Below are 14,613 nucleotides of genomic sequence, written 5' to 3' on the forward strand. Positions count from 1 at the left end.
GCCTGCCCATCCCGGGGCGGATCAGATCGGATAATGCTGCTGCGGATCCTCGATGGTGACCCAGCGGACCTCGGTAAACTCGTGCAGACCGAAGCTGCCGCCGAACCGGCCATAGCCGGAGGATTTCACACCGCCGAACGGGATATGCGCCTCGTCGCCCACGGTGGGGCCATTGATATGACAGATGCCGCTTTCGACCCGGTCGGCCAGCGCCATTGCCCGCCCGACATCGCGGCTGAAGATGGCTGAGGACAGGCCATAGTCGCTGTCATTGGCAATCTCGATCGCATGGTCGGCGTCGCGTGCACGGATCACTGCGGTCACGGGGCCGAAGCTCTCGGCGGCGTAGATCTCCATTTCGGGCGTGACGTGATCGACGATGCTGGCCGCAAGGATCGTGCCAGGCTCCTCAGCCCCCCCGCAAAGCAGTTGGGCGCCCTTCGCGGTGGCGTCTTCGATCAGGGTGCGCAGGTGCTCTGCGGTGGAGTGGTTCACGACCGCCCCAAGGTCGACCGCCCCGGTCGGGGCGCCGGCAACAAGCGCTTGGGCGCGGGCGGTGAAGGCTGCGGTGAATTCATCGGCGACGCTGTCTTCGACGATCACCTTCTCGGTCGACATGCAAATCTGCCCCTGGTTCACGAAAGCGCCGAAGATGGCGGCGTTCACGGCCGCAGGGATGTCGGCGTCAGCCAGCACGATCAACGGGGCCTTGCCGCCAAGTTCCAACAGGCAGGGCTTCAGGTGCTCAGCGGCCCGTTTGGCGATGATCTTGCCCACGCGGGTGGAGCCGGTGAAGTTGATACGTCGGGTCTGCGGATGATCGATCAGGGCATTGACCACCTCGGGCGCATCGTCGGCCGAATGGGTCAGGATGTTCAGGACACCCTCGGGAAATCCGCCTTCAATCATGCAATCGCCGATCAGGCGGTGCAGGGCAGGGCAGTTTTCCGACGCTTTCATCACCACCGTATTCCCGCAGGCCACCGCCATGGCAAAGCTGCGCACGGCCAGGATGACGGGCGCGTTCCAGGGTGCCATGCCCACCAGCACGCCGACCGGGCGGCGCTGTGCCATGGAGAAACTACCGGGCTTGTCGGAGGGTAGGATCTCGCCCTTGATCTGGGTAACGATCCCGGCGGCGTCGCGCAGGATGCTGGCGGCCAGTTTCACATTGAACCCGATCCAGGCCTTGGTGCCGCCGGTCTCCTGCATCCCGACCTCGATGAAGTCACCCACGCGTGCTTCAAGGGCGTCGGCGGCTCGGTTGAGGATGGCGCGTCGCTCGGAGGGGGCGGTTCGGGACCAGGTCGTGAAGGCCCGCGCACTGGAGGAGACGGCGCGGTCCACATCCCTGGCCCCGGCCGCTGCGGCCGTCGTTGCGACTGCCCCGGTCAGCGGGTTCTCGCGTTTGAAACATTCCGAGGACTGGGCCGAGACATCCTGATTGTCGATCAACAGCCCGATTTCTGTCACGGTCATGAAGTTTGCTCCGGTCTTAGGGGTCGTCTCCGCTGAACAGGGCGGAGTAGACCAGTGTCTGGTTGGCATGTTCGCGCATCATCGCTTCGGCCCGTTGCGGGTCGCGGCGGATGATCGCATCCAGGATCAGCGTGTGCTGCATGTTGCCCAGCCGCAGGCGCATCAGCTCCTGTTCGGGTTTTTCATCCTTGAAGACGACCGTGCCCAGCTTGACCAGTGGCAGGGTCTCCATCCGGTCGAAGGCATAGCTGACATAGGGGTTGCCGCATTGGCGCATGATGGTTTCGTGGAAGGCGATGTTGCCGTCCTGGTATCGCGTGATGCGGTCGGCCAACTCCATTTCATCGTTCAGGGCGTGGTCCATGTCTTGTATGACGCTGGTCAGAAGGTCTTTGATGTCATCGGAAATACCGAGCCTGGCCAGGGTTGCCGCGCCCAACCCTTCCAGTACGCCGCGTACCTCGTAGGCGTGCTTGATGTCCCCCAGATTGAACTCCTGCACCGTGAATCCGCGACCCTGGCGTTTCTTGATCAGCCCCTCCACCTCGAGGGCGCGCAGGGCAAGGCGTGCCGGGGTGCGCGAGACACCGAACATGTCGGCCACGCCAACTTCGCTGACCTTTTCGCCGGGCTGAAGCGTGCCATCCATGATCATCGTGTGCAGCGCGGCCAGGACGCGCTGATCGGAAGGGGTGTCTGAGCTGTCTTTCAACATGATTTGTATCCGTTTTGGCTGAGTCGCGCCCCTTTATAGGAGGTTTGCTTTCTTCTCGGCTTGAGGAATTTATGTATCCATAATTGGGCTAAATCAAGCGATTATGGTGAAAGAATTAAAAATACTTGCCAGATGCACCCATTAATGTATCCATAAATGGCAATGGGGGATCTCGAATCCGTATCCAGATCGCAAATGGGGAGGAACCAATGAAGCGACGGAATTTCTTCAAGTTGGCCGCAGGGACCGCGACCGCCGCGTTGATCGCGACGGGGGCTCTGGCGGCCGATCCGATCAAGTTCGGCGTGGTGTCGCATCTGACCGGCCCGCTGGCCGGGGGGGAGGCTGTCACGCATACGCCGAACATCGAGCTTTGGGTCAACCAAGTGAACGCGCGCGGTGGGCTGATGGTCGGCGGCGAACGGCGCTTGATCGAGGTCATCACCTATGATGACAAGACCAATCCGGCAGAACACATCAAGTCGGTGCAGCGGCTGGCAACGCAGGACCAGGTTGATTTCATGCTGTCGCCCTATGGGACCGGCTTCAACATTGCCTCGGCGCCGATCTATGCCAAACATGGCTATCCGTTGATCTCGGTCACCTCAATCACCGATGAAATCCACGAACTGACCGAGAAGTTCCCCAACATGTTCTTCACCCTGGGCAGCAGCACCGGCTTTGTCGAAGGGGCGGTTGCGGCACTGTCGGACCTGCGCGAGCAGGGCGCGATCGGAAACCGGGTGGCGATGGTGAATGTGGCTGACAGCTTCGGGATCGAACTGGCCGATGTTGCGCGCGAGAAATTCGCCGAAGCCGGGTTCGAGATCGTCTATGACAAGTCCTACCCGCTGGGAACGCCGGATCTGTCGCCGATCATGAAGGGGGCGGCGGCCAGCACTCCGGATGCTTTCGTGGCCTGGTCCTATCCGCCCGACACCTTTGCCCTGGCCGAACAGGCGATCATCGAAGACCTGCAGGTCGGTGCCTATTACTCGGCTGTGGCCACGGCCTTTCCGGCCTTTGCAGGCAAGTTCGGCTCGAAGATCGAAGGCGTGCTGGGGGCCGGTGGGGTGAACCCCGATACCGCCACCATGCAGGCCTATCGCGCCGCGCATAAGGACGTCACCGGCAAGGATGCGGATTTCTGGGCCTCGGCCACCTATTACGCACAGTTGCAGATCCTCGAACAAGCCATTGAAGGCGTGGGGGAAATCGACCGTGCGGCGGTGATCGACTACATCAAGTCGAACGAGTTCGACACCGTCATCGGCACGATCCGCTTTGACGAGTACAACAACTCGGAACGCTACTGGTCGGTGGGCCAATGGCGCGACGGACAGTTCCGCGCCGTGGCCGATACCGGCATGGGGGACAGCATTGCGCCGGTCGCCAAGGATGGCTGGAACTGAACGCAGCCTGACAGCAGGTCGGTTGACCGCAATCGGCCTGCACCTTCTGTGAAAAGGACATACGCACGATGGACATCGTGATTTCTGGCCTCTTGCTGGGCGGCTCCTACGCGTTGATCGCGATGGGGCTGAACCTGCAATACGGGGTCGCGCGCATCATGAACCTCGCCAATGGCGAGCTTCTTGCAATCGGCGCATTGGCGGGTTTCTGGGGCTTTACCACCGCCGGGTTGAGCCCGCTTTGGACGCTCCTGGCCGTGGCCCCCGTCGCCTTCATCGGCTCCTGGCTGATTTACCGGGTCTTCCTGCTGGCGCTCGTGCGCCGGGCCCGCAGCCAGGGAGAACTTGAAGTGAACTCGATCCTCGCCACCTTCGGGATGAGCTTCTTTGCCATCGGTGTCATGGTGTCGATCCATTCCGAGTATTTTGCTTATTCCTTCCTGGCCCGCCCGTTCGAGATCCTGGGCACCACCGTGGCGCTGAACCGGCTGGTAGCCTTCTGTTTTGCCGTGGTGATCGGCCTGGGCCTGTACCTGTGGCTGAACCACACCCGCGCCGGCATGGCTGTCCGCGCCGTATCCGTCAGCACCGAGGCCGCCGGTCTGGTCGGTATCAATGTCGAACGGGTCTCGGCCCTGGCCTTTGCCATCGGGGGCATGATCACCGGCATGGCGGGGGTGCTGGTGTCGACCTTCATCACGCTCGATGCATCGGTCGGCGTGATCTTTACCATGAAGGCGCTGATCATCGTGATCATGGGTGGGGTCGGGGACATCCGCGGCGCAGTCATCGCCGCCGTGATTCTGGGACTGGTTGAAACCGCCGTTGCCAGCCTGATCGACCCGGGCCTGACCCTTGTGGCGGCCTATCTGATCTTTCTTCTGATCCTGTTGTTCCGCCCGCAGGGGCTGTTCGGACGGGGGGCTGCGTGATGATGTCGAAACCCGTGCTTTCCCTTGCGCTGACGGCCGCCGCGCTGATTGCCCTGGCCGGGCTGCCAATGCTGGTCAACGGATACTGGCTGTCGATTGCGGTCAACATGATGATGTACACGGCCCTGGCCACCAGCTGGGCGCTGTTTTCCGGCCCGACCCATTACATCGCCCTGTCCACCGCCGCCTTCTTCGGCATCGGTGGCTATCTGGTCGGCTCCGGCATGAGCGATTATGACCAGAGCTTCTGGACCATGCTGACCCTGGCCCCGCTGGTCGCCACGGTGCTGGCCGCGCTGATCGGCCTGGTCACCCTGCGCCTGTCGGGCGTCTATTTCGTGATCTTCACCCTGGGTCTGGCCGAGCTGGTGCGCAACCTCGTCAGTTGGGTTCAGAACAACTTCCTGGGCTCGCGTGGGCTTTACGTGCTGACCGACCTGACCGAGGTGCATATCTATTGGATGTTGTTGGCAATCACCGCCACGGTGTTCCTGTTCGGCTGGCTGCTGGGGCGTTCGCGCCTGGGCTTCGCCCTGCGCATCCTGGGCAATGACGAACAGGTGGCCCAGCATGTTGGTATTGATACCGCGCGCACCAAGGTGGTTCTGTTCATGACCACCGGCTTCTTTGCCGCCCTGGTCGGGGCGGTCGTGGCGCCGCGTTACTACTATGTGGAACCCAACGTGGTCTTCTCGCCCGAGCTGAGCTTCCTTGTGGTGATCATGGCGCTTCTGGGCGGCATCCACCGGCTCTGGGGCCCCTTATTGGGCGTCATTCCCTTCACCCTGCTGTGGGAGGTGGTCACGGTCTCCTTCCCCAACTCCACCACCATGGTGCTGGGGCTGACCTTCCTGGTGATCGTCTATTTCGTGCCCAACGGCGTGGTCGGGCTGGCCGAAAAACTGCTGAGACGAGGTGCGACATGATGCATGAGCACACACCTGGCGCGCCGATCCTGTTCCTGCGCAATGTGACCAAGCGTTTTGGCGGGTTGGTTGCGGTCAATGACGTGTCCTTCGATGTGCGCGAGCATGAGGTCATGGGCATCATCGGCCCCAACGGGTCGGGCAAGTCGACCACGATGAACATGATTTCGGGCGCGCTGAAGGCGACCTCCGGGTCGATCGAGCTGCAAGGCCATGACCTGACCCGGGCCAAGATATTCGAGAACGCCCGCTTCGGGGTCGGGCGCACCTTTCAGCTGGTGCGCATCCTGCCGCAGTTGAGCGTGGTCGAAAACGTGATTGCCGGCGGCGTCTTCGGGCACAAGCGGCGCTGGGGGCGGGAGGCGGAAGACTTCGCCGAAAGCCTTCTGGACCGTGTCGGGTTGAGCCACGCCATCGGCAAGGGCGTGGATAGCTTGACCTATATCGACCAGAAACGGGTCGAACTGGCCCGCGCCCTGGCGGGGCAACCCGAAGTCCTGCTGCTGGACGAATGGCTGGCCGGGCTGAACCCGTCCGAGCTGCGCGTCGGTATCGACCTGATCGCCTCCCTGCGCGCAGAAGGCCGCACGGTCATTCTGGTCGAACATGTGATGGATGCGATCCGCTCGCTCTGTGATCGCTGCGTGGTGATCAATTCGGGCGCAAAGATCGCTGAGGGCACACCGCAAGAGGCCCTATCGGACCCCGAAGTCATTCGTGCTTACCTGGGAGACGCCTGATGCTGGAAGTTAAAGACCTGACTGTCTCCTACGGGCTGCACCAGGCCCTGCGCGGGGTCAGCCTATCGGTCTCGCGCGGCGAGATCGTGGTGATGCTGGGCGCCAACGGGGCCGGGAAAAGCTCGCTTTTGCGCGCGATCGCGGGGATCAGCGAGGGGCAGCTCGGCGGGCAGGTTGATCTGTCGGGCACCGATCTTCGCACGTTGAAATCCGACCGGATTGTCGAGGCGGGCATCACCTTCGTGCCCGAGGGGCGCGGGATTTTCGGCGACCTCACGGTGTGGGAGAACCTGCTGCTGGGCGCTTTCCTGCCGCGAGCCCGTGCGCGCGAGAAGCAGAATCTCGAAGCGGTCCTGTCGCTGTTTCCAAAGCTCCATGACCGGCGCGACCAGATCGCCCGCACCATGTCAGGCGGCGAACAGCAGATGGTGGCGATCGGGCGGGCGATGATGTCCGACCCCGAAGTGCTGATGCTGGACGAACCGTCCCTGGGCCTGTCCCCGCTGCTGTGCCAGGAGCTGTTCCAGAACCTCGCCCATATCCGCGAGGCGGGCATGGGAGTGCTGTTGATCGAACAGAACGCCAAGCAGAGCCTGGCCATTGCCGACCGGGGATATCTGATCGAGAACGGCGAGATCATTGGCCAGAACAGCGCCGAGGCGATGTTGAGCGATCCGGCCGTACAGGCGGCCTACCTTGGTGCAAGCCATGGAGCGCAGGCCTGACATTGCCGCCGAAACACATGAAGCAAACCCGCGCTGCGGGCAAAGTGGAGCACGATATGTCTCACCCCACCAATCCCGGTTTCGACATTGCGCATCTGGGCCATGTTGAAATGTACACCGACAGATTTGCCGAAAGTCTCGACTTCTTTACCCGTGTCTACGGGTTGAAGCTGTCTGCCTTGGATGGCGACAGCGCCTATCTACGGGCTTGGGATGATTACGAGTTTCATTCGCTGAAGCTTACGCGCCATGACCGTACCGGGGTCGGGCATGTGGCTTATCGTGCGGCCAGCCCCGAGGCCTTGGCCCGGCGTGTCGCGATAATCGAACAGAGCGGCTACAGGATCCATGGCTGGACCGATGGCGACCTGGGCCATGGCCGGGCATTCCGGTTCGAGGATCCCTTTGGCCATGTGTTCGAGATCTATTATGACACCCGACGGGCCGAACCGGATGAGGGCGACACGCCCGCATTGAAGAACACCGCCAGCCGCTTTACTGGCGCCGCGCCACGCAGATTGGATCACCTCAACCTGCTCAGTGAGGATGTGACCGAGTTCAAGCGGTTCATGGAAACCTGCCTGGGCAGCCGGGTCACCGAGTATATCGAGCTGGACAATGGTCGCCTGGGCGGCTGTTGGTTCACCGTCAACAACAAGACCTATGACCTGGCCTGCACCAAAGAACACGGCGGCGGGGCAGGGCGGTTGCATCACGTCACCTATGCTACCGATCAACGCGAGGACATCCTACGCGCGGCCGACATCTTCCTGGAAAACGGCGTGCATATCGAAACTGGCCCGCACAAGCACGCGGTGCAGGGCACGTTTTTCCTTTATGTCTGGGAGCCGGCTGGTAACCGGGTCGAGCTGGCCAATGCCGGGGCCCGTCTGATCCTTGCGCCGGACTGGGAACCGGTTTGCTGGACCCAGGCCGAACGGATGAAAGGCCAAGCCTGGGGACTGAAGACAATCGAAAGTTTCCACACGCATGGCACCCCGCCGGTAGTCGAAGAAACTTGAGATCATCCGCGTTTGCTCGGGTCATCGGCCTCGGAAGTTACGACTCCCGGCTACATGGGGGTGATTTGTCAGGTCTGACAAATCTCGTCTAGGCAGCTGATGTATGGGTAAATCGGAAGCGCCTGGAAATGGAGCTATTGACCTCAGATTCAGGCTGTTCTAGGTAGTCAAAACTTCGAGCGGGTATGGTGAAATGGTATCATAAGAGCCTTCCAAGCTTAAGGTGCGGGTTCGATTCCCGCTACCCGCTCCAAGAACCTCCCAATTCTTGTGAAAGACGCCAATAAACGTTGTTCCTCAACGGCTTGATACGATTCTTGGCCCCTTTTCACGAGAAATCCCCACCGGCCAGGGGCGCGGCGGGGCTTTCAGTAAATGTGGGCCGGATCAGGCGTTGGCGGCGCGGATCTGGTCGGCGGCTTCCTTGTTGTAGCCGACGCCGTTGTCGTCAAACAGCGTGTCCAGCTCGCCCGACAGGGTCATCTCGGTGATAATATCGCAGCCGCCGACGAACTCGCCCTTGACATAGAGTTGCGGGATGGTCGGCCAGTCGGAGTATTCCTTGATCCCTGCGCGGATCTCTTCGTCCGCCAGCACGTTCACATCGGTGTATTCGACACCCATGAAGTTCAGCACGCCAGCGACGCGCGAGGAGAAACCGCATTGCGGCATTTCCTTGGTGCCCTTCATGTAGAGCACCACGTCGGCGGATTTCACGGTTTCGTCGATGCGGGTTTTCGCGTCGGTCATCTCAGTTGTCCTTTCTCGCCTTCTCGGGGACGAAGGCCTTGGCATAGTGTTGCGGGTCTTTGGTTACGCGATGGGCCGTCGGATGTCCGCCGCCGGACCCACCTCCTAATTCGATGCCATGGTTCACCAGCGTGTCGCCCTCACCGGGGGCTGTGCCGCGCCGAGGTTTCCCATGCTTGATCTGTTTTCGCCACTCTACCACCCAAAACACTGCCACGATCCCAATGAAGGGCAGGGCAAAAAGGAGGGAAAACAGCCAGATGTTCATGATGTGCCTTCGTGGTTTGCCCTACATGTTCAGTTTGCCAGTTACGAGTTGGTGCACATGTGGGCGGATTTGGTCTCCTTTTCGGCCCGGCGAGTGGGTATGGGCCTAGTGTCTGCGTCGGGTGATCGCGTCGTTTCGACCCTCGGCGATCTGGTTTCTCTTATGTGCCTCATCCACGAGGTCGGTGTCGGTCGCTTCCATGCCCAGTTCCGTCTTGGCCTCCGGGTCACCGGAGCCGCCCCTGGGCTGCATCTCGGCGAAGGAGGCGCGACGTTTGCCACGTTTGAGCCAGGCCTCGAGTGCCACGGCGCCGCAGATCAGCAGCACGATGGCAAGGATGATCCAGCGCAGCTCCACCGATTTAAGCGGGGGCCTTGGTGGTCAGTGCCAGCGCGTGCAATTCGCCCGAGTCGATCTGCGGCTTCACGGTGGCGTTCACGGCGCGTTGTTGTTGCACGCGATTCATGCCGCGAAAGCTCTCGTCAATCACCTCGGCGGCCCAGTGATTGCCGTCCCCGGCAAGGTCCGTGATGGTGATCTGGGCGTCGGGAAACCCGGCGCGGATCAGGGCTTCGATTTGCTGGGCTTGCATGGCCATGCGCGTGGGATCCTTGTAGCTGTTGCCGTTTCAATCTAGGGGGCGGGGCAGGGGGCTGCAAGCCTCAGCCGCGTAGGGCGCTGCGGAAAGTCGCAAGGGTCTCGCGCACCTGGGTAAAGAGACCCGCAACCTCGGCCTTGGCCAGGCTGTCGACTGTCCAGCCATCGATTGGGCGTAGTTTGCGCAGCAGGGTCAGGCGGGCGACCTCCTGGTCGTCATCCAAAGCCAGGCGTTCGGCCAGGAACAGCATCTGCAATGCCTCGTGTACGCGCTGCATGCGACGGTAGCTTTCGGCCATTTCGGCCAGACGCTCCGGATCGCCGCGCCAGTCGGCCCCGTTATAAAGCCCCTGAACCACATGCTGCCCGGCGCCGAGGCAGTCAAAGCGTGCGCAACCGGGAAAGCCGTGGTCTTCAAGATCTGCGTGCAGCTTGCACAGGTTGTTGTCCTGAAGGTGCATGCAGGGGGTCAGGGGGAGCTTCGCGATGGCGAAGTCATCTCCCCTGTCAAAAGCCGGGGCCACGCAGCAGAGCCCGTTGCAAGCGGCACAATCGGCCGTTAGTTCGGACAGGTTGCGGGGCGGGGTGTAATCCATCAGCCCCGATTACCTATGTGCACTGTCAAAGCCAGTGCGCCAGGCCTCTTCCAGCTCGATCAGGGGCGCTTCGGAGCCACCAATGCGCACCGCATCACCGGTGAAGCGGCCAACGGTTTCGATATGCACGCCCACGCGGCCCGCTTCGACCATCAGCGCTTCGGCCTCGTCGAAGTTGCAGGCCACCAGGTAGCGCGCCTGGTCTTCACCGAAGAGCGTCGCGGTTTCGGTCGCGTCCAGGGTAACGCCAACGCCGCCCGCCTGGGCCATCTCGAACGCCGCTACGGCAAGGCCGCCATCGGACAGGTCGGAACAGGCCTTGATCAGGGCGCGGTTGGCGCGGATGAACTCGCCGTTCTTCGCTTCGACATCGAGGTCCACGTGCGGCGCATCGCCGTCTTCGCGGTTGAACACCTCGGCCAGCAGGGCCGACTGGCCCAGGTGGCCCTCGGTCGCGCCCACGACCATGGCCACGTGGCCGTCACGTGCCACGCCGCCGATCAGATCGTCGAGGCTGTCCAGCAGGCCCACCGCGCCGATGGTCGGGGTGGGCAGGATCGCCTGGCCGTCGGTCTCGTTGTAAAGCGAGACGTTGCCCGAGACGATAGGCATGTCCAGCGCGGCCACGGCAGCGCCGATGCCCTTGATGGCGCCAACGAACTGGCCCATGATCTCGGGCTTTTCGGGGTTGCCGAAGTTCAGGTTGTCGGTGGTGGCAAGGGGCTTCGCGCCCACGGCGGTCAGGTTGCGGTAGGCCTCGGCCACCGCCTGTTTGCCGCCCTCGATCGGGTTTGCCTTGACGTAGCGCGGGGTCACGTCCGAGGTGAAGGCCACGGCCTTGTCGGTGCCATGCACCCGCACGATCCCGGCGCCCAGGCCGGGGGCACGCACGGTGTCGGCCATGACCATGTGGTCGTATTGCTCGTAGACCCAGTGTTTCGACGCATAGTTCGGCGAGGTGACCAGCGCGCGCAGGGCGTCGATGGCGTCGACGGCGGGCACTTCGGCCAGCTCTTCGGCGGCTGGGGTTTCGACCCAGGGGCGGTCGTATTCCGGCGCGGTCGAGGCAAGCTTGGACAGCGGCAGATCGGCCTTGATGTCATTGCCGTGCATGATCAGGAAACGGTCTTCCTCAATCGTTTCACCGACGATGGCGAAATCCAGGTCCCATTTCACGAACACGGCGCGGGCTTCGTCTTCCAGCTCCGGGTTCAGCACCATGAGCATGCGTTCCTGGCTCTCGGACAGCATCATCTCATATGCGGTCATGTTCTCTTCGCGCTGGGGCACGTCGTTGAGCTGCAGCTTGACGCCGAGGCCCCCCTTGTCGCCCATTTCAACGGCCGAACAGGTCAGACCCGCCGCGCCCATGTCCTGGATCGAAATGACGGCGCCGGTGGCCATCAGTTCCAGGGTGGCCTCCATCAGGCGCTTTTCGGTGAAGGGGTCACCGACCTGCACCGTGGGGCGCTTTTCTTCGATCGTATCGTCGAACTCGGCCGAGGCCATGGTCGCGCCGCCAACGCCGTCGCGGCCGGTCTTGGCGCCCAGGTAGACGACGGGCATTCCGACACCCGAGGCGGCGGAGTAGAAGATCTTGTCTGCATCTGCGAGGCCCGCGGCAAAGGCGTTGACCAGGCAGTTGCCGTTATAGGCGGGGTGGAAACGAACCTCGCCGCCCACGTTCGGCACGCCGAAACAGTTGCCGTAGCCGCCGATGCCCTCGACCACGCCGTTCACCAGTTGGCGGGTCTTGGGATGCGAGGTCTCGCCGAAGCTCAGTGAGTTCATTGCGGCGATGGGGCGCGCGCCCATGGTGAAGACGTCGCGCAGGATGCCACCCACGCCGGTGGCCGCGCCCTGGTAGGGCTCGATGTAGGAGGGGTGGTTGTGGCTTTCCATCTTGAAGATGACCGCCTGGCCGTCCCCAATGTCGATCACGCCCGCGTTCTCTCCCGGGCCGCAGATGACCTGCGGGCCTTCGGTCGGCAGGGTGCGCAGCCACTTCTTGGAGGACTTGTAGGAACAGTGTTCGTTCCACATGGCCGAGAAAATGCCGAGCTCGGTAAAGGTGGGCTCGCGGCCGATGATCTCCAGGATCATCTCGTATTCCTCGGGCTTGAGCCCATGCGCCGCAATCAGCTCGTCATTGATCTTCGGATCGTCCATGCCCGTGTCCCCCTAAGGCTGCATTTGCGGGCCTTTTAGGGCAAGGGCGCTGCCGGGGGAAGGGAAGAATCACTATCTTTGAACGGAGTGTCGCTTCCAACATTGACCTACATGAGAGGGGTACTGTGCGGACGCCCAATTTGAGGATGGTAAAATGGTGACCAAATATGGGTCCCCTCATTCGATTCTTGTTCTGGTTGGAACGGCGAAAGTTGCCTCCGCCGAGGAACAGGCTGCAGGTGCTACGGGCCATACGGGCTGCCTTTACATGGGTTAGACCTATTCCGTAGGGGCGCCTGAGTGGGTGGGTAATGTTCTGGCCGAATGTAGGCGGGGAACCCGGGCAAATGGGAGGCCTAGAACGATCATCGCATCTGTTTTTACGACGACACGCTCTAATCCGATGGGGCAAAGAGGAGAAGGTTGCTTGGCCTAGAGGGCTGGTTTTCCAAGCCTCGTGACGGCACGCCGTTTCAACAGCTACCCTGACGAGCTGGTCCTATTTGGCGGATTGTACGGTTGCGCGTAGCATGGGGGTCTGTTTGCAATGGGAGGGAAAGGGATGACAGTGAAGCGTGTGGTTGCGCTCGCGTTCTGCGGGTTCGTGTATGCCAGTGTCGCTCTGGCGCAGGATGCAGAGGGCGACGTGGACCGCCTGTTGGCGGCGGGGGAACGTCCGGTGGCGGATCGGCTGTGTTACTTTGACGGCAAGGCCTATTCGGTCGGCGCGCACAAGACCATGGCGGGTACGCTGTTTCGCTGCTCGCGATCAGCCCCCTTCGGCGTCAGTTGGAGCGCCTTTCCCCCGGACGGCTACTGCGCCGAGGGGGACCACAACTATCCGTCCGGGGCGATGATCCGACGCGGCGGTGTAGACGGTGAGCCCCGTTTGGCAAGCTGCGAGAATGGCACCTGGGTGGAAAGCTGAGGTGGCCAGCAGAGCCGAGCAGGGCACCGGCGGGCATTCTCGGTGCTCAATCCTTGACCATCCGGAAAAGCTTCAGTCGCTGCCCTTCGAAGCTGTATGGCAGATACGCCAAAAAAAAGGCCGGGCAAAGCCCGGCCAAGTCCAACAGGGAGGTAAAAGTGAATGAGACTTGCGTCGATCATTCGCTTTGAGCCTGAAATATGGGCCAGGCGCCTTTCGATCAAGCTTAAATGCTGCAATGCGGCTATGCATATTGCGCATAGCGACTTTCGGGCAACAGATTAAGGGGTTTTGGGCGGTTTTCGCGACCGTATGGCGTGAAACTGACGCGGATACGCGTCAGGCCTCGCTGCGTTCCCGTCTCCGGTGGGCGAAGATTTCTTCGGTCACGAAGTCGCGGAAGGCCGCCACACGCTGCGAGCTGCGCAGCTCTTCAGGGTAGGCCAGGAAGACCGGGATGTCGCGGCTTTCGTATTCCGGCAGCACGCGTTCCAGCTCGGGGAAGTCCAGCGTCACGTAATCTGGCAGCACGCCGATCCCCAGCCCGTTCAAAACTGCCTGGAGCACGCCGAAGTAGTTGTTCACGGTCAGCATGGATTGCACGTCATGGGTCAGGATCTCCTGCACCATCGACGAACCGGCGCTGACCTGGGCCGAGCTGGTGTTCTGGCAGATCAGGCGGTGATTGTGCATGTCGGCCATGGTTTCCGGGCGGCCGTGTTCCTCAAGATAGGAGGGCAGGGCGTAAAGCCGCATGTGCACATCCATCAGCCGCTTGCGGATCAGGTCGGCCTGACTGGGTTCCTTCATGCGAATGGCCACATCAGCCTCGCGCATGGGCAGGTCCAGCACGCGTTCCTCCAGCATCAGGTCGATCTTCAGCTCGGGGTACTTCTCATAAAGCTTGGGCAGGCGCGGTGCCAGCCAGAGCGAGCCGAAGCCGGTCGTGGTGGTTACGCGCAGCTCGCCGAAAACCTCTTCCTTGGAATCCCGAATGCGCGCAACGGCCGCTTCGAGCCGTTGGCTCATCGCCCGGGTCGCGTCGAACAGAAGCTCCCCCTGTTCGGTGAGAATCAGTCCCCGTGCATGCCGGTGAAACAGGGTGGCGTTCAGGCTTTCCTCGAGCGCCCGTATCTGGCGCGACACCGCCGATTGCGACAGATGCAGCGCATCGCCCGCATGGGTCAGCGACCCCGCATCGGCGACAGCGTGAAAGATTCTGAGCTTGTCCCAGTCCATTTCGATACAACCATTACCCTGTTGGCACGTTTTTTGTTCATTCGTTTATGGGAAATTTTCCTTGAAAAGCCAACCGTTCAATCACGGAAGGGGCACGAAGTTTTGGGTTGGTAGG

The 14,613-nt window shown here is 61.8% G+C and carries 16 protein-coding genes and 1 tRNA gene; 8 read left to right on the forward strand and 9 right to left on the reverse strand.

Going from position 1 to position 14,613, the window contains the following annotated elements; genetic code table 11:
* Window positions 1–21 precede the first annotated feature (21 nt).
* Together ACO07D_RS15230 and ACO07D_RS15235 are read right to left on the reverse strand one after the other, a co-directional pair.
* Window positions 22–1,473, reverse strand: coding sequence for an aldehyde dehydrogenase (locus ACO07D_RS15230; RefSeq protein WP_421705042.1), 1,452 nt, complete (start codon window positions 1,471–1,473; stop codon window positions 22–24).
* Window positions 1,474–1,495: 22 nt separating this feature from the next.
* Window positions 1,496–2,194: a GntR family transcriptional regulator gene (locus tag ACO07D_RS15235; protein WP_421703798.1), complete on the reverse strand. Its 699-nt coding sequence runs from the start codon at window positions 2,192–2,194 to the stop codon at window positions 1,496–1,498.
* Window positions 2,195–2,403: 209 nt separating this feature from the next.
* Here ACO07D_RS15235 and ACO07D_RS15240 point away from each other — a divergent pair, with 209 nt between their 5' ends.
* The 7 genes from ACO07D_RS15240 (at window position 2,404) to ACO07D_RS15270 (ending at window position 8,204) form a co-directional block, all read left to right on the forward strand.
* On the forward strand, window positions 2,404–3,606 hold the full coding sequence (locus ACO07D_RS15240; RefSeq protein WP_421703799.1) for an amino acid ABC transporter substrate-binding protein: 1,203 nt from the start codon (window positions 2,404–2,406) through the stop codon (window positions 3,604–3,606).
* Between the two features lie 68 nt (window positions 3,607–3,674).
* On the forward strand, window positions 3,675–4,538 hold the full coding sequence (locus tag ACO07D_RS15245; protein WP_421703800.1) for a branched-chain amino acid ABC transporter permease: 864 nt from the start codon (window positions 3,675–3,677) through the stop codon (window positions 4,536–4,538).
* Complete coding sequence (locus ACO07D_RS15250) at window positions 4,538–5,464, forward strand: branched-chain amino acid ABC transporter permease (protein ID WP_421703801.1); 927 nt, start codon at window positions 4,538–4,540, stop codon at window positions 5,462–5,464. The genes ACO07D_RS15245 and ACO07D_RS15250 overlap by 1 nt, the downstream gene beginning before the upstream one ends.
* Window positions 5,461–6,204: an ABC transporter ATP-binding protein gene (locus tag ACO07D_RS15255; protein WP_421703802.1), complete on the forward strand. Its 744-nt coding sequence runs from the start codon at window positions 5,461–5,463 to the stop codon at window positions 6,202–6,204. Before ACO07D_RS15250 ends, ACO07D_RS15255 begins: the two co-directional genes overlap by 4 nt.
* Complete coding sequence (locus ACO07D_RS15260) at window positions 6,204–6,929, forward strand: ABC transporter ATP-binding protein (protein ID WP_421703803.1); 726 nt, start codon at window positions 6,204–6,206, stop codon at window positions 6,927–6,929. Before ACO07D_RS15255 ends, ACO07D_RS15260 begins: the two co-directional genes overlap by 1 nt.
* Window positions 6,930–6,985: 56 nt before the next feature.
* Window positions 6,986–7,951 carry a VOC family protein gene (locus ACO07D_RS15265; protein ID WP_421703804.1) on the forward strand — a complete coding sequence of 322 codons (966 nt, stop codon included), beginning with the start codon at window positions 6,986–6,988 and terminating at the stop codon, window positions 7,949–7,951.
* 179 nt (window positions 7,952–8,130) lie between these two features.
* Window positions 8,131–8,204 (forward strand) — tRNA-Gly (locus ACO07D_RS15270).
* A gap of 134 nt (window positions 8,205–8,338) precedes the next feature.
* Here ACO07D_RS15270 and grxD read toward each other — a convergent pair.
* The 6 genes from grxD to purL all read right to left on the reverse strand — a co-directional run bounded on the left by grxD (window position 8,339) and on the right by purL (window position 12,331).
* Window positions 8,339–8,701: a Grx4 family monothiol glutaredoxin gene (gene grxD / locus ACO07D_RS15275; protein WP_421703805.1), complete on the reverse strand. Its 363-nt coding sequence runs from the start codon at window positions 8,699–8,701 to the stop codon at window positions 8,339–8,341.
* Between the two features lies 1 nt (window position 8,702).
* A complete protein-coding gene (locus tag ACO07D_RS15280; RefSeq protein ID WP_421703806.1) occupies window positions 8,703–8,969 on the reverse strand; it encodes a hypothetical protein in 267 nt (88 codons plus the stop codon).
* Window positions 8,970–9,074: 105 nt separating this feature from the next.
* Entirely contained in the window at window positions 9,075–9,326 is a 252-nt protein-coding gene (locus tag ACO07D_RS15285) for a hypothetical protein (protein WP_421703807.1), read from the reverse strand.
* A 4-nt stretch (window positions 9,327–9,330) separates the two neighbouring features.
* A complete protein-coding gene (locus ACO07D_RS15290; protein ID WP_421703808.1) occupies window positions 9,331–9,567 on the reverse strand; it encodes a BolA family protein in 237 nt (78 codons plus the stop codon).
* A gap of 64 nt (window positions 9,568–9,631) precedes the next feature.
* On the reverse strand, window positions 9,632–10,162 hold the full coding sequence (locus ACO07D_RS15295) for a hypothetical protein (protein ID WP_421703809.1): 531 nt from the start codon (window positions 10,160–10,162) through the stop codon (window positions 9,632–9,634).
* 9 nt (window positions 10,163–10,171) lie between these two features.
* Window positions 10,172–12,331 (reverse strand): phosphoribosylformylglycinamidine synthase subunit PurL, encoded by a 2,160-nt coding sequence (gene purL / locus ACO07D_RS15300; RefSeq protein ID WP_421703810.1) that lies wholly within the window; start codon window positions 12,329–12,331, stop codon window positions 10,172–10,174.
* Between the two features lie 562 nt (window positions 12,332–12,893).
* Here purL and ACO07D_RS15305 point away from each other — a divergent pair.
* Window positions 12,894–13,259 carry a DUF1496 domain-containing protein gene (locus ACO07D_RS15305; RefSeq protein WP_421703811.1) on the forward strand — a complete coding sequence of 122 codons (366 nt, stop codon included), beginning with the start codon at window positions 12,894–12,896 and terminating at the stop codon, window positions 13,257–13,259.
* Between the two features lie 339 nt (window positions 13,260–13,598).
* On the opposite strand, the gene ACO07D_RS15310 is transcribed toward ACO07D_RS15305, so the two are convergent.
* Entirely contained in the window at window positions 13,599–14,498 is a 900-nt protein-coding gene (locus ACO07D_RS15310; protein WP_421703812.1) for a LysR family transcriptional regulator, read from the reverse strand.
* Window positions 14,499–14,613: the final 115 nt, after the last annotated feature.

The sequence above is a fragment of the Aliiroseovarius sp. genome, from assembly GCF_965228805.1.
GTDB lineage: Bacteria > Pseudomonadota > Alphaproteobacteria > Rhodobacterales > Rhodobacteraceae > JASBTN01.